15 protein-coding genes are annotated in these 20,335 nt (G+C 71.2%); 1 reads left to right on the plus strand and 14 read right to left on the minus strand.

The window, feature by feature from the left end; all coding sequences use genetic code 11:
• Window positions 1-111 precede the first annotated feature (111 nt).
• Window positions 112-1,593 (plus strand): beta-N-acetylhexosaminidase, encoded by a 1,482-nt coding sequence (locus VF632_RS00500; RefSeq protein WP_331020873.1) that lies wholly within the window; start codon window positions 112-114, stop codon window positions 1,591-1,593.
• Here the strand turns inward: VF632_RS00500 and VF632_RS00505 are convergent.
• The 14 genes from VF632_RS00505 to VF632_RS00570 all read right to left on the minus strand — a co-directional run bounded on the left by VF632_RS00505 (window position 1,553) and on the right by VF632_RS00570 (window position 20,327).
• Window positions 1,553-3,331 carry a sodium:solute symporter family protein gene (locus VF632_RS00505; protein WP_331020874.1) on the minus strand — a complete coding sequence of 593 codons (1,779 nt, stop codon included), beginning with the start codon at window positions 3,329-3,331 and terminating at the stop codon, window positions 1,553-1,555. The genes VF632_RS00500 and VF632_RS00505 overlap by 41 nt on opposite strands.
• Before the next feature lie 394 nt (window positions 3,332-3,725).
• Window positions 3,726-4,916, minus strand: coding sequence for an NAD(P)/FAD-dependent oxidoreductase (locus tag VF632_RS00510; protein ID WP_331020875.1), 1,191 nt, complete (start codon window positions 4,914-4,916; stop codon window positions 3,726-3,728).
• 4 nt (window positions 4,917-4,920) lie between these two features.
• The gene (locus VF632_RS00515; RefSeq protein WP_331020876.1) at window positions 4,921-5,370 is read right to left on the minus strand and encodes a hypothetical protein; all 450 of its coding nucleotides are present in this window, start codon (window positions 5,368-5,370) and stop codon (window positions 4,921-4,923) included.
• A complete protein-coding gene (locus VF632_RS00520; RefSeq protein WP_331020877.1) occupies window positions 5,367-8,063 on the minus strand; it encodes a LodA/GoxA family CTQ-dependent oxidase in 2,697 nt (898 codons plus the stop codon). Before VF632_RS00520 ends, VF632_RS00515 begins: the two co-directional genes overlap by 4 nt.
• Window positions 8,064-8,086: 23 nt before the next feature.
• On the minus strand, window positions 8,087-10,240 hold the full coding sequence (locus tag VF632_RS00525) for a tyrosinase family protein (protein WP_331020878.1): 2,154 nt from the start codon (window positions 10,238-10,240) through the stop codon (window positions 8,087-8,089).
• Between the two features lie 266 nt (window positions 10,241-10,506).
• Window positions 10,507-11,040 (minus strand): hypothetical protein, encoded by a 534-nt coding sequence (locus VF632_RS00530; RefSeq protein WP_331020879.1) that lies wholly within the window; start codon window positions 11,038-11,040, stop codon window positions 10,507-10,509.
• Window positions 11,041-11,158: 118 nt separating this feature from the next.
• Window positions 11,159-12,058, minus strand: a complete 900-nt coding sequence (locus tag VF632_RS00535; protein WP_331020880.1) for a hypothetical protein — start codon at window positions 12,056-12,058, stop codon at window positions 11,159-11,161.
• Between the two features lie 2 nt (window positions 12,059-12,060).
• Entirely contained in the window at window positions 12,061-12,909 is an 849-nt protein-coding gene (locus VF632_RS00540; protein ID WP_331020881.1) for a hypothetical protein, read from the minus strand.
• 2 nt (window positions 12,910-12,911) lie between these two features.
• Window positions 12,912-13,775 carry a hypothetical protein gene (locus tag VF632_RS00545; protein ID WP_331020882.1) on the minus strand — a complete coding sequence of 288 codons (864 nt, stop codon included), beginning with the start codon at window positions 13,773-13,775 and terminating at the stop codon, window positions 12,912-12,914.
• On the minus strand, window positions 13,772-14,701 hold the full coding sequence (locus tag VF632_RS00550; protein ID WP_331020883.1) for an ABC transporter ATP-binding protein: 930 nt from the start codon (window positions 14,699-14,701) through the stop codon (window positions 13,772-13,774). The genes VF632_RS00545 and VF632_RS00550 overlap by 4 nt, the downstream gene beginning before the upstream one ends.
• Window positions 14,698-15,093 (minus strand): GntR family transcriptional regulator, encoded by a 396-nt coding sequence (locus VF632_RS00555; RefSeq protein WP_331020884.1) that lies wholly within the window; start codon window positions 15,091-15,093, stop codon window positions 14,698-14,700. Before VF632_RS00555 ends, VF632_RS00550 begins: the two co-directional genes overlap by 4 nt.
• 31 nt (window positions 15,094-15,124) lie before the next feature.
• Window positions 15,125-18,709: a M1 family aminopeptidase gene (locus tag VF632_RS00560; RefSeq protein WP_331020885.1), complete on the minus strand. Its 3,585-nt coding sequence runs from the start codon at window positions 18,707-18,709 to the stop codon at window positions 15,125-15,127.
• Window positions 18,706-19,608 carry an ABC transporter ATP-binding protein gene (locus VF632_RS00565; protein WP_331020886.1) on the minus strand — a complete coding sequence of 301 codons (903 nt, stop codon included), beginning with the start codon at window positions 19,606-19,608 and terminating at the stop codon, window positions 18,706-18,708. The genes VF632_RS00560 and VF632_RS00565 overlap by 4 nt, the downstream gene beginning before the upstream one ends.
• A 167-nt stretch (window positions 19,609-19,775) precedes the next feature.
• Window positions 19,776-20,327 carry a hypothetical protein gene (locus VF632_RS00570; RefSeq protein WP_331020887.1) on the minus strand — a complete coding sequence of 184 codons (552 nt, stop codon included), beginning with the start codon at window positions 20,325-20,327 and terminating at the stop codon, window positions 19,776-19,778.
• Between the last annotated feature and the right edge of the window lie 8 nt (window positions 20,328-20,335).

Consider the following 20,335-nt stretch of genomic DNA (forward strand, 5'->3'; position numbering starts at 1 on the left):
CTTGTGACGGCGAGAGCCCCGAAGATACACAGCCGCGCGTTGCTGGCGCTGGTCCTGTCCACCGCCTGTGCGCCCGCCGCCAGCTCACTGCAGCCGAAGGAGCCCGCTCCGATGCCGATGACGCACCACCTGGTCCCCGTGCCCCTCTCCTTCGAACTCGCGGAGGGGGGCGCGTTCGCCGTCACCGCCGGCACGCGGATCGTGGTCGATCCCGGCGTGGACGAAGCCGCGCGGATCGGCGAGTACCTGGGCGCCATCCTCCGCCCGTCCACCGGACATCCGCTGCCCGTCTCGGAGGATGCGGGGCCTTCCGGCGGATCGATCGCGCTGCGGCTGATGGCGGAGCCGGAGTTGGGTGACGAGGGGTATCGGATGGCCGTCTCCGCGGATTCCGTGCGGCTGTCGGCCCACCGTCCCGCCGGCCTGTTCCGCGGGGTGCAGACGCTCCGGCAGCTTCTGCCCGCGGCCATCGAGGCCGAGCAGAGCCTCACCTACAAGCAGCCGTGGTCCATCCCCGCGGCGACGATCGCGGACCGGCCGCGCTTCGCCTGGCGCGGGGCCATGCTCGACGTGGCCCGCCACTTCTTCAGCGTGGACGAGGTCAAGGAGTACGTCGACGCGCTGGCGCTGTACAAGATCAACGTGCTTCACCTTCACCTGTCCGACGACCAGGGCTGGCGGATCGCCATCGACTCGCGGCCGCGGCTGGCGGAGATCGGCGGGAGCACGCAGGTAGGCGGCGGGCCGGGCGGATTCTACACGAAGCGGGACTACGCGGAGATCGTCCGCTACGCCGCGGAGCACTACATCACCGTCGTCCCCGAGATCGACGTGCCCGGGCACACCAACGCGGCGCTCGTTGCCTATCCCGAGCTCAGCTGCGGCAAGCGGCCGCCGGCCATCTACACCGGCATCGAGGTGGGCTTCAGCGCGCTGTGCGTGGACAAGGAAGAGACGTACGCGCTGATCGACGACATCGTCCGCGAACTGGCCGCGATGACGCCGGGGCCGTACCTGCACATCGGCGGCGACGAGGTAGAGGCGCTCACGGCCGACGAGTACGCGCGCTTCATCGAACGCGTGCAGGAGATCGTCGCCCGGCACGGCAAGCGGATGATCGGGTGGGAAGAGATCGCCAAGGCGCGGCTGCATCCCACATCCCTCGTGCAGCAGTGGCGCAGCGACTCGGCCGGGGCGGCGGTCAGGCGCGGCGCGCGGGTGGTGCTTTCCCCCGCGTCGCGCATCTACCTGGACATGAAGTACACGCCGGGGACGGAGCTGGGGCTGAACTGGGCGGGGCACGTGGAGGTGCGGGACGCGTACGACTGGAACCCCGCGGCGTTCATCGCGGGCGTGGGGGAGGAACAGGTCGCGGGGCTGGAGGCGCCGCTGTGGACGGAGACGGTGACCAACATCACCGCCGCGCAGTACCTGGCCTTTCCCCGCCTGCCGGCCGTCGCCGAGCTGGGGTGGAGCCCGGCGGCGTCGCACGACTGGGAAAGCTTCCGCCTGCGGCTGGCGGCCCACGCCCCGCGCTGGCACCTGCTGGGGATCAACTACTACCGCTCGCCGCAGGTGCCCTGGCCGGAGTGACGCCCTCGGCCCTGGCGAGGCTCCGCGCGATCCACGCGAACGCGAGCGCCGCCAGCGCCAGCAGCCCGATGCCCTGCAGCGTCTGCCCGAAGATCAGCCGTCCGCTGCCGAAGAGGCTGGCGTAGACGGCCACCACCCCGGCCACCCAGTTGGTCCAGTTCAGCGCGCCGCCATCCATCGGCTCGGCGCCGTAGCCCGCGGCCATGGCGACGCGGCGCCACCCCGGCCCGCCCGGCCGCACGCGGTGGTAGAAGGCGATCAGCGTGTCGTCGGGCGTGGGCGCGGTCAGGTACGTCGCGGCGACCCACACCACCGTCGAGATCCCCACCGTCAGCAGCATCAGCCAGGCGAACTCGCGCGGCTCCTCCGACCGCAGCCCGAACCCGGCCTGCAGCAGGGTGGAGACGACCATGGACGCCACCATGGCGCTGATCTCCGACCAGGCATTGATCCGCCACCAGTACCAGCGGAGGATGTACACCAGCCCGGTGCCCGCGCCCAGGGAAAGCAGAATGCGCCACGCCCCGGCGATGCTGTCCAGCCGCGCCGTCACCACGACGGACGCCGCGAACAGGAAGAGCGTCGCCAGCCGCGACGCCCCCACCTGGCGCCGCACGGACGCGTCGGGGCGCACGAAGCGCAGGTACAGGTCGTTCACCAGGTACGACGCGCCCCAGTTCAGCTGGGTGCTGATGGTAGACATGTACGCCGCGGCGAAGGAGGCCAGCAGCAGCCCGCGCAGGGGCGTCGGCAGCAGGTCCACCATTGCGCGGATGTATCCGCTGGAGGGGTCTTCGAGGGTTGGATAGAGGACGAGCGAGGCGAGCGCCACCAGGATCCACGGCCAGGGGCGCAGCGCGTAGTGCGCCACGTTGAACAGCAGCGTCGCCAGCACGCCGTCGCGCTCGGTGCGCGCCGAAAAGATGCGTTGCGCCACGTATCCGCCGCCCCCCGGCTCGGCGCCCGGGTACCAGGCCGCCCACCACTGCACGCCCAGGAACACGAACAGGGTGATGGCCGGCATCCACTCGGAGCCCGCCTCGGGGAAAAAGGCGAGCATCGGCTCGGCAGACCCGTACCGCCGCGCCAGCCCGGCGCGCAGCCCGTCCATTCCGCCCACCGCGTCCATGGCGAAGAACGCGAGGACGATGGAGCCCGCCATGGCGATGATGAACTGGATGAAGTCCGTCGCCACCACCCCCCAGATGCCCGACAGGACGGAATACGCCGCCGTGAGGACGAACAGGAAGCCCATGGCCGTCCACGGGTCCATCCCCAGCGTCACGTCCAGGATCTTGACCATCGCCAGGTTCACCCATCCCATCACGATCAGGTTGATGGGAAGGGCCAGGTACACGGCGCGGAAGCCGCGGAGGAAGACGGCGGGGCGTCCGGCGTAGCGGATCTCGGCGAACTCGGCGTCGGTCACCACCTCGGCGCGCCGCCACAGCCGGGCGTAGAAGAAGACGGTGAGGATGCCGCTCATCACAGCGTTCCACCACAGCCAGTTTCCGGCGATGCCGTTCTCGGCCACCATGCCGGTGACGGCCAGCGGGGTATCGGCGGCGAAGGTGGTGGCCACCATCGACGTCCCCGCCAGCCACCACGGCAGCTGCCGCCCGCCCACGAAAAAGTCCGGCGCCGACCGCGACCCACGCCGCGCGAACGCCGCGCCGACACCCGCCGCCAGGACGAAGTACGCCGCGATGACGAGCCAGTCGCCGAGTGCCAGGTTCATGGGGGTGCGGCGGGAGGGGGGCGATGGGTGGGAATGCGCGGCAAGGTAGGCGTGCCGCGGGCGCAAAGGCAATCGGGACGATGCCCGGGCGCTGCACCGGAGAATTCATTTGGCCGACCGAGCCGAGGCCCGCGCGTCGGCTGGGACCCTGGCGAGCGGCGGGGCGTCTCGACCTGGGCCGGCGCAGGCCCCGGCTGCCCTCTCCCCCCGGCCCTCTCTCCCGCAAGCGGGAGAGAGGGAGAACTGCACCATGTTCCGGTCGCGCCCCATGGCCGAACTCGCACCACGGCAAGCCAGTCCGCGAAGGCGGACTTCGTGTGGTCGTTGCAGCGAATTCATTCGCCCGGCCGGGCCGAGGCCTCCAGGATCGTGACCGCTGCCGCGCGCCTGGGGCTCAGGATGGCAGCCATCCCGACCGAGCCCAGTCCTCGTCGAAGTCCTTTGCCGCCGCGCCCGATGAGACGCCGATGCCCACGGGCTCGGGCTCCGGCGCGGACGCGTGCCGGCGGCGCCAGAACTCGCTTTCCGGCCAGCGGCGCTCGTCGGCGTAGTACTTCGCGCGCGACCGCAGGTAGCCCTGGAACTCGCCGTCCACGAACCGGCGGTAGCGGCGGATGCCGGCCTCGTCGCCCTTAGCCAGCAGGTCGCCCACCGCATACGCGCCGAAGATGCCGGAGCGCAGCGCCTTCAGCATCCCCTGCGACGAGAGCGGGTCGAAGGTCGATGCCGCGTCGCCCACCGCCAGCCATCCGTCCCCAGCGGCCGGGACCAGACGTCGCGTGCGGGCGGCGCGCACCACGGGCGCACCCTCCTGCACCGCCCCGGCAAGCGCGCTGGAGGTAGCCGGGGCAGTGCGGCCGAGCAGCTCCGTCCACACAGTGTCCGACTCCAGCCCCAGCTCGCGCGCGATGTCGGTGTCCGTCATGCAGGCGGCCACGCGGCGCCCGTCCGGCAGCGGCGCGGTGTACCACCACCCGTGCTCGAACGCCTCCACCAGCGTGTGCGGCGCGCCCCCGCCCGTCGGCTGGCGGAAGAAGCGGACGAAGCCCGCCAGCCGGTCGTGTGCGCGGTGGCGCGCGCGCCCGTGCCGCCGGGCGAGCGACGCGCCGGCGCCCGTGGCGTCCACCAGGAGCCGCGCACGCACCTCGGCGCCGGAGGAGAGGGACAGCCGCCACTCGTCCGCCTCCCGCGCCGCGTTCAGCACCCGCGTGCCGCGGATCACCTCCACGCCGCGCGCCGCCGCCTGTGCCGCCAGCATCCCATCGAACGCCGCGCGGTCCAGGTGCCAGCCCACCTGGCGGACGTGGAACAGGAACTCGTTCTCGTGGGGAACGGCCGAGTCCCACGCCGCCGCGGTCCCGTACCCGGCATGATGCCCCTGCGCCTGGAACGCGTCCCACACCCCCAGGTGCTGAAGCAGGTCGGCGGCGGGCGGCGCCAAGGTCTCGCCGACGCGCGTCTCCTCGTACGTGGACGCTTCGATCAACGCCACGGAAAGCCCCGGCGCGTGCGCGCGCAGGGCCAGGGCCGCCGCGCACCCGCCGGGGCCCCCGCCCGCGACCACGACGTCGCGAACGCCCGTCATCCGGTCACTTGACCTTGACCGCGTACCACGACGCCACCACCCCCGCGGGCGCGGTGCCCCCGCCGCTGGGGTGCGGGATGGTGCGCACGATGGAGCCCACCATCGCCACCTTCTGCAGCTCGTTGGTGCTGCCGGGCCACACCGGCACCAGCCAGCCGATGTAGTCGTAGATCCACTCCGCCCCGTTCACCACGCCCTTGCCCTGGAAGCGCACCTGGCCGGGGTTTCCCGGGCTCATGGAGCCGTGCAGCGCCAGCGACCAGTCGTCGCCGCCGATGGTGCCCGTCAGCTCCTCGGGAATGCTTCCCTGCTTGATGACGATGGTCCCGTACCCGAAGAACAGGTTGGCCCAGGGTGCCGGGTCCGTCGACGGGTCCGTGGGCGACAGCTTGGGATCGTTCAGCAGGCTGCGGTACGTCCAGGTGCCCACGAACGGGCTTCCGTCTGCGCTCATCGCGAGTTCTCCGGCGTGCGGGGAGTGCGCTCCACCCCGATGTAGGCGTGGTCCGCGTCCTTGGGGTCTGCCGCGTTGCGCAGGACGAAGGGGAGCAGGCTCCACTCCGTCACCATCTTCAGGTCGCCCGCGTTGGTCTGCGTCACGCCGCGCGCCCAGTCCAGCCAGCGGTAGCTGCGTTTGCCGTCTGGCCCCACGGCCTGCAGCTCGAAGTTCTGCATGGGCCGGTGGGCCGGCCACCACAGCGTTTCCCAGGTGCGCTGCTGCCGCTGCAGCAGGCCGTTCGTGGGGTTGTCGAAGTCGAGTTCGTTCCACATCTCGTAGGTGACGTCGATCCCCTGCGTGCTGCACTCGTTGAAGTCCGACTGCCAGGGCACCGCCATCGACTTGGTCAGGTCGCCCGGCTGCATCCCCTGGTCGAAGTCCAGTTCCTGGCTCAGCTGCTCGTCGGCGTACGAGATGTAGTCCGTTTCGGGGACGGTGCCCTTCCACTTGTTGGCCTGGGCGGCGGTCAGCGTGAAGTTGTAGAAGGCCGGGTCGGCCTTGATGCGCCACGGCTCGCGCCACAGGGCGGGGTTGCGCATGATCCACCCCACCTCGCCCCCCGGGCAGAAGGCGCCGCCCACCACGTGAAAGAGCACCCCCTGGTCCAGGTCGCGCCCGGTGCGCAGGGGCCAGTGGGCGTACGGCTCGTCGGGGTTGGGGTCGGGCACCCACTTCTCGTCGGCCTCGTTGATGAACTTGCCCTGCGCCCACTGGCCCAGCAGGTAGTACTGGTAGTCCGTCAGCCGCAGGAACTTGGAGGGCAGCACGTTGTCGATGGGGTTGTCGCCGGAAAGCAGCGGCATCAGCGGCAGGTTGAAGACGCGCGTGGTGGCCCGCCCACCGCGCACGAAGCGGTTTTCCTCGCCCGGCTCGCGCAGCAGGCTGAACAGGAACTGCCGCTCCGGCGCGTAGCGGTCGCGGGTGTTGGCCTTCACGCAGCGGCGGAAGCACTCCTGGTGCAGATCGCCGCGCAGCAGCCGCCCCGCCTCGCGCTGCAGCTCGATCTCCGCGCGCCGCCGCGCGCCCATGGGCTCCCGGTCTTCCGGGGCGGAGTTGTAGACGGGCGAACGCGACGTGTGCTGTATGGAGCCCTGCAGCTCGCCCTCGTCGCCCGCCGGGCCGAACAGCTCGTCCAGCAGGCGGGTGATCTCTTCCTGCAGCCGCGCACGCAGCCCGGACCGCTCGGGGGCCTCGGCCCTCTTGCGGAAGGCAGCCGCCAGCAGGCCGGGAGGGGTGTCGGGCGACACCTGCGGCTGGTCCGCCGCGGCAATGTCCTGCGCCACCTGGCGAAGCCCGTCCAGCAGCTCGCCGGCCGGCGCGAACGCGGCGGCCTTGCCGGCGGCGCCGCGCGTTCCCTGGTCGCCGCTCTGGGCGGGAAGGCCGTCCAGCACCTCCTGCACGGACTCGATGAAGAGCGCCGCCACGCCGTTGGGAGCCAGGCACCCCTGCAGGCACTCGCCCACCTTCTTCCAGTGGGTCACCGGCGGCTTGCCGATGCGCTTGGGATCGAAGGTGCCGCGCGCCGTCTGGTTGTGCGGGTCGTTGCTCTGCAGCAGGATGCTGGTGAGGAACATGTACTGCTCCGGCCGCCACAGGATGGGCCAGATGTCGCGCCAGAACCAGGGCCGGTACTCCGGGTTCCATCCCAGCCGCCCCGCCTGCCAGGCCAGCAGCGCGCCGGTGTCGCGCGGGTCCACGCGCTCCGGGCAGTCCCACGTTCCCGCCTCGCCGTACAGGTCGGTGCGGTACGCGAACCGGCGCACGGCCAGGTCGTACACCAGCTCGTCCATCGTCACCATGTCGGGAATCTGCGGCACGTAGTCGGGATAGGCCGCGATCACCCAGGCGGGGTACTCCACGTCGATGAAGCGCTGCTGCTGCACCTCGTCGCTGAAGAACACCAGGCGCGCCATCACCGGCCCGTCGCTGGTGTCGTCGAACCAGCCGTCGTTGTTGGCGTAGTGGTCGATGCGGGGCTGGCCGAAGTCGTCGAACAGGTACGACCCCGCGTTGCCGTGCCCGCCCAGCACCAGCAGCCGCGCACTGTCGTCCACCATCAGGTCGCCCAGCGTGTCGATGGAGCGCGGCTTCAGCGGCAGGGGAAAGGTGGAGGCGTACATGGCGCCCGCGTCGCGCGAAAAGCTCGCCCGCCGCTCCCCGCGCAGCGACACCACCCGCGGCCCGGGGTCGATGATCAGGTTCTGCCGCGCCTGGTCGACCGTCACCTGCGGGTTGCGCCGCGGGTGGTCGGCCGTGAAGCCGTGCTCGCCCTGCAGCTGGCGGAACTCGTACCAGCCGGCCTTCTTGTTGGCCAGGTGCACGCGCCACTGGATGTCGACCAGCTTCCCGTGGTTGCCGCCCCCGGACACCTTGTCGCCAATCTTCAGCGGGCGCCCGTCCGGATGCTCGTCGTCGTACACCCACACGCCGAAGCGCGCCGCCTGCCGCCGGATGCGACCCTCGTCGTCCTTCATCCGCTGCGCCCGCACCTCCTTTCCCGGCCTGGCCCCCAGCGGCAGCGAGTTGCCGTCCTGGTCGCACTCGATGGGAAGCGCCGCCGGCTGCTCGGCGGCGATGCAGAACGCGTCGGGGCTGTTGCCCAGGCGGGCGACCCCGATCCCGGGGTGAATCCTGTATACCGTCGCCATCGCGAATGTCCTCGGGTGGGGGGTCAGTCCAGGAAGTTGAGCGACAGGCCCTCCATGCGGAGCAGCGCGTTCTCTTCGCGGTAGTCGGCGCCGATGGCCACCAGCGTCACCTGCAGCGTGGCGGCGCCCTTTTCCAGCAGCGCCCGGGCAGCCTGCGTGACGTTTACGCGGTGGTTGCGCGGCGTGTTGTGGCTGCGGGGGCGCAGGTCGTACGGGCGGGCCTGGCCGGGGATGGCGCAGTGGCCCGGCCCGCCGAAGCACTCGCCGTGGCCGAACACGGCCAGGTAGCCGCCGAAGTGGTCGCCCTCGGGCGGGGTGTTGGCGTTGGCGTCGGGCAGGTTCAGGAACACGCGGACGAAGCAGGAGCGATCCAGCTGGGGAACGCGGTGCAGCCGCACTTCCACCCGCCGGGGGTCGCGCGCGCCCTTGGGCACCTTCACGGGCTCGCTGACGAAGCGGCCCACCGGCGCCTGCAGCCCCACGGGGATGGAAAAGGCGCAGCGCACGTATTCGTAGCCGAAGCGCGTCATGTCGAGCGTGTCGGCCACGGTGTAGCCCCAGGGGGTGAGCACCGAGCTCTGCTCCACCGGCTGCGCGTTGGGGTTCAGCTGCTGCCACTCCCACCACAGCCGGTCGACGTTGGCGTGCACGGGCCAGAAGATGGGGTCGTACGCGGCGGTGAGGTTGCTGAACATGTCGCCGTACTGGGCGTTCCTCCAGGCGTAGAACTCCTGCTTGGTGTGGAACGGCCGCCCCGCCACGCGCACCATGCGGTTGCGCTCCATGTACGGCTGCTCGCGCATGGCCTTCGACGACGACGCGGCGGGCGGCTTCCTGTAGCGGGGGTTCTGCCCCCCCGTCCAGATGTGCATGGTGTTGTGCGGGTTCTGGTCCAGGAACCCGAACGCGTCGTTGTACTGGCTGCCCCCGCCGAAGTCCCGCCAGCTGCGCAGGGACATGATCTCGTCCATGTCCTTGGGCGACGGGTAGTGGTAGTGGATGGCCTGGTTGATGGTCTGGGGGTTGCCGCTGCCGTCCTGGTACTCGGCGGGAAACCGCAGCGGGTACCACAGCGGGTTGCTGTGCACCAGCGCGTCGATCAGGTGCTGCTCCAGCTCGGGATGGATGGTGCCGAAGCCGTCGAGCTTGCCCAGGGCGTCCAGGAACTTCGGGAGCGAGGTGAAGTGCCTGCGCGGCTCCACGAAGTTCCTTTCCACCTCCCGCGCCTGAGCGTCGTTCAGGTGCAGCTTCAGCACCTGGAACATTTCCGGGGTGATGTACGCCTTGAACGACTGCGGGATGATCCACCCCTTGTACGGCTGGTAGGGGTGGTACTGGGGCATCGTCCAGTCCCAGTACGGCATGGTGACGCCCGGGCAGACGTCCTGCATGGCCTGCTCGAACTCGTACAGGTACACGCGGTGCCAGGGCAGGAAGCGCTCCCACCCGTGCTGGCAGTGGTCCTGGTGGATGAGCGCCAGGTTGTTGTAGTTGCGGTAGTCGCGCGGCCACTTGTTCAGCGCGTACAGCTCGCGGAAGGCGTAGCGCAGCTGTTCCAGCTGCGCATCGTCCATGCAGTCCAAGTTCATCCGCTGCTGCACCTCCGGTCGCGACGAGGCGGCCGGCCCGGTGCCGAACACCCGGGCGGCCTCGCGCGTCAGCCGCGCGGCCGTGTCGCCGTCCACCGCCAGCGGCTCCATGCGCTGCACGGGCCCGCCGCGCAGCTGGATGGCGGCCAGCTGCCCCTGCCGGTGGTCGCCGGTGGGGCACCCGTCGTCGATCCAGTCGCTGATGAAGCGCACGTCGTCTTCGTCCACGCGCGGGCCGCCCCAGGGCAGCCGCGGCAGCCGCGACCCGTCGAAGGGCGGCTGCCCGCGCAGCCCCTTCACCAGCCCCGAGGCGGCGCCCCGGCCCGGGTAGCGCGCGCCGGGCTCGCCGCCGGTGTCCGCGGCCCCGCCGCCGCACCCGGGGGTCCCGCAGCCGCAGCCGGTGCCGGCGGAGGCGGCGGCCTGCGCGGGGGCCACCATGCGCACGCCGTGGATCTCGGCGGCCAGCAGCGTGTCCAGGTTCCCCCAGAAGCGCCCGGCGCCGGCGTACACGGGATGTTCGTCCGTGTGCGCCCGGTCCAGGATTTCCTGCACCCGCTCCCAGCGGGTCGTGGTCGTCGCTTTCGCCATCGGTCGGTTTTCCTGTGGGTGCCGGTGCGGAGGCGTAGCGCTTCGCGCCTTCGAACGGAGGTGCTGCCCGCGGGGTGGTACCGGTACGTTGGGGCTGCGCGCCGGCAGGATGGGGGTGGACCGGTGGGGCTGGTCCGGACTGCGGGAGCAATCATCTGCTGCCAGAATGCGGACCAGCAGTTTGTGCGATGGCGGATCGGGTGTCAAGCAAACACCTGTCTCCACGAAAAAGGCGCCGCCCCGGGTCTGGGATGGCGCCTTTCTCTTCACGGCTGGACCACGGAGTCCGGCGGGGTGCGCGGCGGCCGCAGCGGTAGCTCGTAGACGGGCTGCAGTGCCGCGGCCGGGGCGGCGACCAGCCGGTCGATGTCATGCTGCATCCCGCCGGCCGCCTCGGGGGTGACGCGGGTGCTGCGATACGTTCTCCCATGAACCGTCTTGATCACCAGCCTCCGCGACTCGTTCTTCCCTCGCCAATTCCTCCGGTTACTCGTCACCGTTTCCCACTGGACGGCCGTGATGTCGGCGAGGCGGAGGGTGACATCGTGCCTGGAAGTCCCGTATTCCAGCCCAACCACCGTGCGCGCAACCCTCAGGCGCAGGAATCCGCTCGATGGCATGAAGGCCGCGCCCATCATCGCGATCCCGAGCGCCGCCGCGCCCAGCCGCTTCCATTGGGCCTGCTGCGCAGCCTGGCCGTATACGCGTCGGGTGGATGGGACGAACGCAGATCCCAGGAGCACCAGGCCGATCAGGATGAGGCCGAGAGACTGAGCGGAGCCGAAGTGGAAAGTGTACATGCGATGCGCGAAGGGTGTCGTAACCGCCGGACCGCGATACGTGGATCGGTTCGCGGGTGTTTCGGCGGTGGCGCGCGGCGACGGGCCGACCGCCGTCCGCGCAGCCTCTCACCCTTCCTCAGCGCTCCTGGTGCCGGCGCGCGGCGAAGACGACGGCGCCCAAGGCGATCGCCATCCACAGCGCCATCGCGGCCGACCAGCGGGCGGGGTCCGGCACGAACCGCCCCGCGAACACCGTCGCGCCCGCTGGTGTCCGGAGGGCTGCCAGCTGCCACTCGCCGGCGGTGACCATCACGCCCCACCCGTAGCGCCCATTCACCAGGGTGGCCAGCTCCTCGCGCAGCCCCGCCACGCCCAGCAGCGCCCAGCAGAGCACGAACCCCGCGTACCAGCGCCAGGGGTGCTCGGTGGAGAGCGCCACCGCGCTTCCGACCAGGTACGCGGCCGTGGCAGCGGCGAACGGGGCCATCCAGAGCCAGGCCTCCATCGGCCAGCGGTGGACGTAGAAGTCGGCGGGCGTGGGGCTGGGCACGTCGGAGTAGGGGCGCAGGGGCACGCGCGTGTCGCCCAGGGTCATCTCGCCGCCCATCATCCACGCCAGCAGCGCGCCCCAGAGCAGGAGCACCCCCACGGCGGCCATCGTCCACCCCCACCCGGCCGCCACCTTCACCAGCGCGTGGCGCGAGCGGTCCACGGGAAGGCACCAGAAGTAGCCCCGGCGCGCGGGCCCCTCGCCCTTCCACACCGCCATGGGGGCGAACAGCCCCACGAGCACGCACAGCAGCGCCACCATGGCGAAGTGCATGTCGGCGCCGTGGCCGGGGGTCCGCGCGTGCTCGACGAGCATGGGCAGGGGGAGCAGCACCAGCAGCGCCGCGCCCGACGTCATCTCCGGCCTGGCACCGCCGGCGACGGCCCGCAGCTGCTCGCGGACCACGTCGGACCAGTGCGGCCTGGGCGCAGCCGTGCCGGCGCGCGGCGCGGCATCGGCGCGGGGGCCGTTCACGAGGGTGTCCATGGTCAGCGCTCCTGGTAGCGGCGCGCGGCCAGGATCACCCCCGCCAGCGCCACTCCCATCCACAGCAGCGTGGCGACCGCCCACGCCCCGCCATCCACCTGGTCCCGCGGGCCGCGGATGATGAGGCCGGTGGCATGGGTGACGAAACCGTAGCGGCTGGTGGCCACGTGGGATGCGACACGCTCCACCACCTGGTCCATCACGCCTCCGCTGGCGTCCGCCATCCCCATCACGACCATCACGCCGAACCAGGCGCCCGCGAACACCCGCAGCGGGTAGTTGGATAGCAGCGCCACGATGGTGCCCACCAGGTACATGGTGGTGGCACCCGCGAAGGGTGTCAGCCACAGCCAGGGGTGCCCGGCCAGCGTGAGGTCGCGGATGCGCGAGCCCGGCGGCAGCCCGCGCAGCAGCAGCGTCTCCCACTCTTCGTTGATGACGATGTTTCCGCCGCTCACGACCGCGACGGCCATCGCCCACAGCACGTAGATGGCCACCAGCGCCATCAGCCAGGCCCAGCCGCTCCACACGCGGACCAGCGTGTGGCGGGCGCGGTCCAGGGGCAGGCTCCACAGGTACGCGCGGCGCGACGGCTCGTCGTGCTTCCACACCGCGAGGGGCGCAAAGAGGCTCAGGATCACCACCGGCCAGGTCATGTCGGCCACGCTGTAGTCGGCGCCGCCCGGCTCCCGCGGCGCAACCACCGCCATCACCACCAGCAGCAGAAGCAGCACGGCGCCGATCTCCAGCCGCACCGACTGGCCCACGGTGCGCAGGGCCTCGCGCGCCACGATGCCGGAGGACGGCACCGGGTGCAGCGGCTCGGCGGGGGCGTTCAGGGTCGTTTCCATGGTCAGCGCTCCTGGTAGCGGCGCGCGGCCAGGACGGTGGCCGCCAGCCCCCCGCCCATCCACAGCAGCGTGGCCCGGGCCCACGCGCCCAGGTTGGGCTGGTCGTTCAACACGCCGGGGCCGACGTCGAAGTGGTGAACGATGCCGGTGACCTCCGTCACGATTCCGTACGGGTTCGCGACCAGGTTCACGAACAGGCTGTCGGCCGCGTGCTCCGCCGCGCCCCCGGCGCTTTCCAGCAGGCCGATGGCCACGAAGAACGCGAACGCGGCGCCCGCCACCACGCGAAGCGGATGGTCCGTCAGCAGCGCCAGGCTGCTGCCCAGCAGGTACGTGGTCGTAGCCGCCGTGAACGGCACCAGCCACAGCCACGGGTGCCCGGACAGCGTCAGGTCGCGGATGCGCGCGTCCGGCGGCAGGCGGGTCCTGAGCGCCGCCTCCCATTCGGGGTTGATGGTGATGTTGCCGTCCGTGACCAGCGCCACGGTCAGCGCCCACAGGACGTACACGGCCACCAGCCCCATCAGCATCGTCCAGCCGCTGGACACCCTCGCCAGCGTGTGGCGGGCGCGGTCTACCGGCATGCTCCACAGGTAGGCGCGGCGCGACGGCTCCTCGTGCTTCCACACCGCCAGCGGCGCGAAGAGGCCCAGGATCACCACCGGCCACGTCATGTCGGACACGTCGTAGTCGGCGCCGCCCGCCCCCTGGGGCTGGACCGTCGCCATCAGCACCAGCAGCCCCAGCAGCAGCGCGAGCACCGCGCCCACCTCCAGCCGCACCGACTGGCCCACGGCGCGCAGGGCCTCGCGCGCCACGGCGCCGCGGCCGGGGAGCGGGTGCAGCGTTTCGGCGGCACCAGTCATGCCCGTTCCCTGCGGCTGAGGAGGGCGATGGCGGCGTCGGCCAGGGTGAGCGGGGCGGCGTCGCGCACGGTGGCGCCGGCGCTCGTGAGATGCTGCACCACCTCACGCTCCTCGCCCCAGATGCTCCACTGGATCTCGCGCCCGAAGCTGCCCTTGCGCAGGACCGCGCCGTTCAGCGCCGCAGGACCCGCCCAGCCGTCCGGCACCTCGGCCCGGTACCGGCGCAGCTTGCGGTGAAGCTCGTCGCGCGGCACCTGCATCATCAGCTTGCCGTCGCGCATCACCCCCACGTGGTCGGCCAGGCGGTCGACGTCGTGCACCTGGTGCGTGCTGATGACCACCGTGGTCGGGGTCTCGGTGATGTGGTCCATCAGCAGCCCCAGCGTTTCGTCGAGCATCACCGGGTCCAGCCCGTCGGTGGGCTCGTCCAGCACCAGCAGCCGGGGACGGTGCGCCAGCGCCATCGTCAGGTGCACGCGCCGCCCCTGGCCCTTGGACAGGCTGCCGAACTTGCGGTCCATCTTCAGCCCGAAGACCTCCGCCAGCCGCGCGGCGTAGTCCGCGTCCCAGGTGGGGTAGAAGGTGGCGTGGTGCTGCAGCAGGCGGCCCACGCGCATCCAGCCGTAGCCCCAGTCGTGGCGCTCGGGTACGTACCCAATCTGCGCCCGCACCTCGGGGCCCCGGGCGCGCGGGTCCAGCCCGAACACCTCGGCGGTCCCTTCGTCGGTGCGCACCAGGTCCATCAGCACCTTGAAGGTGGTGCTCTTGCCGGCGCCGTTGGGGCCCACCAGCACGTACACGGCGCCCTCGGGCACCTGCAGGTTCACGCCGTCCAGGGCGGTCTCGCGCCCGAAGCGCTTGGCGAGGCCTCGGGTGCGTACGGCCAGGGACCCGTCGGAAAGGTCGGTGGGAAGCACGGGGCTCATGGTTGTTCTGCGAGGGTGTGAAGGTCGCGCGACCCGGCGGCTTCGCGGATGGCGTCGATCAGTTCTTCGGCGCTCACGCCGTTGCGGTGGGCCTCCACCAGCGCCCGCTCGGCCACGCCGGTCGCCAACGCGCGGCGCTCGGTGCCGTTCGTCCCCGCCGCCGCGACGAAGGTGCCCTGGCCGCGGCGCACGTAAGCCACGCCCGCGCGCTCCAGCTCGCGGTAGGCCTGGGCCACCGTGTTGGGGTTCACGCGCAGGTCCGAGGCAAGCTGGCGCACGGACGGAAGCGGGTCTTCGGGACGGAGCGTCCCCAGTACGATCGCGCGCCGCACCTCGTCCATGATCTGGACGTAGATGGGCCGCGAGTCGGCGGTGTTGATGGCTAGCTGCATCGGGCTCCCTGTTGAGCTGCCCTACGGTGATCTACGGGGCGATGGGGACGGTGGCCATCCGGGCGTCCATCTCTTCCTTTTCCTTCGTCAGCAGCAGGTACCGCGGATCCACTCCCGCCAGGGCGGGCCTGCCGGACACGGTGACGGTGACGGTGTGCCGCCCGGCCGCCAGCCGGTGCTTGCGCAGGTACAGCGCGGGGCCCCGGGCGTCGTCTCCCTCGGCGAACACGCCGATTTCCACCAGGTCGTTCATGGGCACGGGGGTGTCGTTGCCCAGGCTGTCGGCGCGCACCTTTGCCACGTCGAACGGGAACGTCACGCGGTAGCGGCCGCCGCCCACGGGCACTGCGCGCGCCTTGCCGGCCCGCACGTCCCACAGGGTGATGTGCCGCACCAGGTCGTCCAGCAGGTACTTCACGCTGTCCGGCGTCACCGCGTGCAGCTCGCGGTACAGGTCCAGCGTGGTCGGATACGGCGGGCCGGTGTAGGCGTGGGCCTGGACGATGCGCCGCAGCGCCGCGTTCACCCGCGCCTCGCCCACGTACTCGCGCAGGGCGTACATCACCACGGCGCCCTTGCGGTAGTGAAGGTAGTCGTGGTCGCCGGACAGCAGCAGCGGGACCTCGGGGTTCTGGTGGTCGCCGCGCCGGTTGAGATACTCGATCTGCATGGCCTCCAGGAAGCCGCGCAGGTGCTCGGGGCCGTGCGCCTGCTCCAGCACCATCATGGCGCCGTACTGCGCCAGCGTCTCGGCCAGCACCTGCGAGCCCTGCACGTCGGCCCCCATCACCTGGTGGCCCCACCACTGGTGCCCCACCTCGTGCGCCGTCACCATCATCGGCGCGTCCACCTGCCCCGCCGCGTGGTTCACCCGGCCCAGCATGCTGCTGCTCTCGGAATAGACGATCATCCCCGGGTACGCGCGGGCGAACTGCTGGTAGCGCGGGAATTCCACCAGGCGCAGCTGCCCGTGCCGGTAGGGACCGAAGCTCCGGCTGTAGTACTCCAGCGACGCCCGCGCCGTGCGCGCCAGGGCCGGGACGTTGAAGGCGTGGTCGGGGTGGTGGAGCACCTCGATCTGCACGCCGTTCCACTCCGTCCGGTGCACGGCGTAGTTGGAGGAAAGGATGGCGTAGAAGTTCAGGATGGGGGCCTGCGCCTGGTAGTGGAAGTAGCGCCGCCCGCCCCGCGTCCACGTGCGCTTCAGCGCGCCGGGCGCCACGGCCGTCTCGTCCCCCGCCGTGCCGATCACCGCTTCGAAGGCGATCCAGTCCGCGTCCGAAGCGACGCGGGGAATGCGCCGGGCCGCCTGGTCGTGGATGGAAAGCCGGTGATCGCGCCGGGGCAGCCCCAGCGCGCGGCGCTCGGCGTTGGCGGTGACCTCGAAATCGCGCTGATAGCCGATGGAAGGCAGCCACCGGTTGCCGATGAAGGTGCCGTTCCTGACCACGGCCGTGCGGGCCGCGTCGTTGGTGAACCCGCGCGGTGCGTGCTCCACCGCAAAGTCCAGCCGCAGCGAGTCGCCCGGCTGCAGCGGGCGGTCCAGCGTGTAGATCCAGTACCCCCGCTCGTGGTCTGCCAAGGCCCGGCGCGCAGGCCGGCTGAACCGGAGCGCCTTCACCCGCACCACGGGGAGCACGCTCAGGTGCACCGTGTCGATCGCCTGGGCCGTGCGGTTCACCAGCCGGTAGGTGCCGCGCAGCTCCGCCCGGCGCTGCTCGGGATGAATCTCCACGTGCAGGTGCACCCCGGCCACCCAGGGCTGCGCCGCGGACTCGTACCGCTTGTACCGGCGCTCGTACTGCGCCTGCATGGTGCCGCGGGCATCCTTCGATTGGTACTCGTTCAGCACGTTCGTGTTGTAGAACACGAAGCCGCCCAGGCCGACGATCTGCACCACGGCCACCGCGGCGGCGGCGAGCGCCGGGCGGTTCAGGCGAATGCGCGCCTGCCGGATGCGCCGCGTGGCCCCGCGCTCCGTCCCGCGCACCCAGAACAGGCTGGCGGCCACGGCCATCAGCAGCGCCCACCCTCCCCAGTACAGCTTGAACCACACGACGGGCGCCAGGAAGGGTCCGAAGCCCGCCATGTCGGAGTACGTCCATCCCGGGTCGGCGCCGTACACCAGCAGGTTGTGCTCCACGCCCAGCCTGCCGGCGAACAGCGTGGCGGCCAGGAAGAGGGCGACGACGAAGTGTCCCACGTACTTGTGGTTCACCAGCGCGTGCACCAGCAGGGCGACGGCGGCCAGCAGCAGGTAGTCCGCCATTCCCAGCCCGAACAGCACCTGGGCGTACAGCCCCAGCTCGAACCGGTAGTAGCCCTGCAGGGCCTGCAGCGCCATCCCCGCCGCCATCAGCACGGCCTGGATGGCGGCCAGCATCAGCGCCAGCGCCAGGAACTTGCCCGCGTACGGCACCCAGTCGGGCACCGGCGTGGCGTCGCTGATCTCGTGCACCCGCGCGTCGCGCTCGCGCCACACCAGCTCGCCCGCGTAGAAGGCGGTGAGCAGCGAGACGATGATCCCCACGAACTGGCTGCCCAGAAAGCTGGCCGTGTACTGCGTCAGCGGCCAGGCGGGCACGCCAAAGCGGTCGTCGGCCATCACCTCGCCGCCGGCTAGCAGCACGAACGCCACGAGCCCCGCGACCACGAACAGGAAGTCGCGGCTCACCAGCACTTCACGAAACGAGCGCCCCGCGATGGCCCACACCTGCCCGAGCTGCGCGCCGAAGCCGAACACCCGCGGCGTTGGCCCCACGACCGGGGCGCCTCCGTCCACCGTCTCCGGGACGTCGGCGGCCGGGCGGCGGCGTTCGGCGGCTGCGTGGTGGGCAAAGCGGAAGCGGGCGCAGGTCGTCGCAAGGACGGCGGCGCCGAGGCCCATCCAGAACAGGCGGTTCCACAGCAGCTGGTCCTGCAGGCGCAGGCCGAGCGCGTTCTTTTCCACGGGCGTCCAGTCCGACGCCATGTCGAACACGGCCATCATCCCCGACGGGTCCACCAGGGTGGCCAGGGGGGAGTGCTGCATCCCGTCGATCATGTACATCGCCAGCGCGTAGCCCGCGAACAGGCCAATGGCGCCCAGGTAGCTGGGAAACGAGCGCCGGCTGAGCGCCGAAATGCCGAACAGCACCGACGCGTTGATCAGCAGGTTGGGGAGCAGAAAAAGCAGGTAGGTGGAGACATACGCATCCATCCGAAAGGGTCCCACGCGCGCCGGGTCCGCGTACGGCATCATCGCCGAGAGCCACAGGCTCAGGGGGACGGCCAGCAGGAGCGCCGCGTTGACGGCAAAGGCGCCCAGGAAGCGCCCGCCCAGGTACTCCATCTTGCTGATGGGCGCCGCGTAGAACAGCGGGTGCATCCCCGTCTGCACGTCGCGGTTGGCCGCGTCGCCGAACAGGGCCGCGGTCACCAAAATGCCCAGGAAGCCCAGGAGGACCGTTCCGCCGGCCACGTTCAGCGGCGCGTTGAAGAAGGTGGTGCTGGCGGGATCGCTGTCGACGGTAGACAGGGTGCCGATGACCACCAGCACCGCCAGGTACACCCAGGTAGACGGGCGGCGGAGGGCGCGGGTGACCTCCCAGCGGAAGATCTCCCCGAAGCAGCTCACGCGGCCACCTCCACCGGGCGCGCGGCGCGGCCGTGCCCGCCCATCGCGGCGAAGTACACGTCCTTCAGGTCCGGCTCCACCGCCTCGAACCCCGCGCCCGGCGAGCCGTCGCTGTACACGTGCGCGATGGTGCGCCCCGCCAGCAGCCGGGTGGAGATCACGGCGTGCTCCCGCTCCAGCGCGGGGAGCTCGCTCCGAGGCACCGTGCGGCGCCAGATCCTCCCCTCCATGTCGGCGATGGCCCGCAGCGGCTCCGCCTCCAGCAGGATTGTGCCCTGGTCGATGATGGCCATGCGGCTGCACAGCTCGCTGACGTCCTCCACGATGTGGGTGGAGAGGATCACCACGCTGTTCTCGCCCAGCTCGCTCAGCAGGTTCAGAAAGCGCACACGCTCCGCCGGGTCCAGCCCCGCCGTGGGCTCGTCGACGATGATCAGCCGGGGATTTCCCAGTAGCGCCACGGCGATCCCGAAGCGCTGCCGCATCCCGCCCGAGTAGCCGCCCAGGTGCTTCCTGCGCACCTCCCACAGGTTGGTTTGCCGCAGCAGCCCCTCGACCGCCGCCTTGCGAGCTCTGCAGTCGGCGATCCCCTTGAGCACGGCGAAGTGGTCCAGCAGGTCCTCGGCGTTCACCTTGGGATACACGCCGAACTCCTGCGGCAGGTATCCCAGCGTCCGGCGCAGCTCGTCGCGCTGGCGCACCACGTCGATCTCGCCCAGGTGGATGGTGCCCGTGTCTGGCTCCTGCAGGGTGGCCAGCGTGCGCATAAGCGTCGACTTGCCGGCGCCGTTGGGCCCCAGCAGGCCGTACATGCCCATGGGAATGGTCAGGCTGACGTGCTTCAGCGCCTGGACGCCGTTCGCGTAGGTCTTGGAAACGTCGCGGATCTGCAGTTCCATGGAGACGTGCCGCGGGGTCGTGGTGGCGGCCGGTGCGGGTGACGGGGGCTGATTGAGGAGGGCTCCCGTGCCCCAGCGTACTAGGATGCTAATACACTAATGCGCCACGGCATCGCCGTCAAGGATGTTCTGCGGGGCGACGTAACGGCCCCCCGGCCGGGCCGTGGCTACGGGACGGCGAGCGAGATGCCGATCCCCATTCGGCCCTCCGCGGCCTGCACCAGGCTGACACGGTAGCCGTCGTGGCGCACGGGCTCCCAATCCTTCGTTCCGATCACCAGCCCCGCCAGTGCGCCCGGGAGCGCGAAATAGGTGGCGCCGAGGCCAAAGCCCAGGGCGCCGAACTGCGCGTGCTGTGATCGATCGCAGTTATCGCACTGCCCGGTCGCCAGCGCGGCACCGATCACCCCGCCCACCCCGGCGCCGATGGCGGCACCCTTCAGCATGCCGCGCACGAGATTGCGGCCCGCCGCCACCTCGGCCTGCGTGATGCCGGCGATGGGTACCGCGACCATCCTGGACCCGCGCCGGATGAACACCGTGTCGCCCACGACGTCGCCGATGGGCCCCTGGACACGGCGAAGCTCCGGCCCCCGCAACCGCACCACCGAGTTCCGCGGAAGCGCATCCAGCGCCCGCGCCATCTCCTGCGCCATGGCGGGACGCGGCAGGACAGAGGCGACGAGGAGGAGCAGGGCGAAAGCGAGGTGCCCGGACATGTGTGTGG

This window comes from Longimicrobium sp. (assembly GCF_036388275.1).
In the GTDB taxonomy this organism is placed as follows: domain Bacteria; phylum Gemmatimonadota; class Gemmatimonadetes; order Longimicrobiales; family Longimicrobiaceae; genus Longimicrobium.

Excerpts from the sequence above, each read along its gene's own strand:
- VF632_RS00555 (WP_331020884.1), bottom strand. The coding sequence starts at position 15,093 with ATGCAGCTAGCCATCAACACCGCCGACTCGCGGCCCATCTACGTCCAG.
- VF632_RS00505 (WP_331020874.1), bottom strand. The coding sequence starts at position 3,331 with ATGAACCTGGCACTCGGCGACTGGCTCGTCATCGCGGCGTACTTCGTC.
- VF632_RS00550 (WP_331020883.1), bottom strand. The coding sequence starts at position 14,701 with ATGAGCCCCGTGCTTCCCACCGACCTTTCCGACGGGTCCCTGGCCGTA.
- VF632_RS00520 (WP_331020877.1), bottom strand. The coding sequence starts at position 8,063 with ATGGCGACGGTATACAGGATTCACCCCGGGATCGGGGTCGCCCGCCTG.
- VF632_RS00545 (WP_331020882.1), bottom strand. The coding sequence starts at position 13,775 with ATGACTGGTGCCGCCGAAACGCTGCACCCGCTCCCCGGCCGCGGCGCC.
- VF632_RS00540 (WP_331020881.1), bottom strand. The coding sequence starts at position 12,909 with ATGGAAACGACCCTGAACGCCCCCGCCGAGCCGCTGCACCCGGTGCCG.
- VF632_RS00510 (WP_331020875.1), bottom strand. The coding sequence starts at position 4,916 with ATGACGGGCGTTCGCGACGTCGTGGTCGCGGGCGGGGGCCCCGGCGGG.
- VF632_RS00570 (WP_331020887.1), bottom strand. The coding sequence starts at position 20,327 with ATGTCCGGGCACCTCGCTTTCGCCCTGCTCCTCCTCGTCGCCTCTGTC.
- VF632_RS00535 (WP_331020880.1), bottom strand. The coding sequence starts at position 12,058 with ATGGACACCCTCGTGAACGGCCCCCGCGCCGATGCCGCGCCGCGCGCC.
- VF632_RS00525 (WP_331020878.1), bottom strand. The coding sequence starts at position 10,240 with ATGGCGAAAGCGACGACCACGACCCGCTGGGAGCGGGTGCAGGAAATC.
- VF632_RS00530 (WP_331020879.1), bottom strand. The coding sequence starts at position 11,040 with ATGTACACTTTCCACTTCGGCTCCGCTCAGTCTCTCGGCCTCATCCTG.
- VF632_RS00500 (WP_331020873.1), top strand. The coding sequence starts at position 112 with ATGCCGATGACGCACCACCTGGTCCCCGTGCCCCTCTCCTTCGAACTC.
- VF632_RS00515 (WP_331020876.1), bottom strand. The coding sequence starts at position 5,370 with ATGAGCGCAGACGGAAGCCCGTTCGTGGGCACCTGGACGTACCGCAGC.
- VF632_RS00565 (WP_331020886.1), bottom strand. The coding sequence starts at position 19,608 with ATGGAACTGCAGATCCGCGACGTTTCCAAGACCTACGCGAACGGCGTC.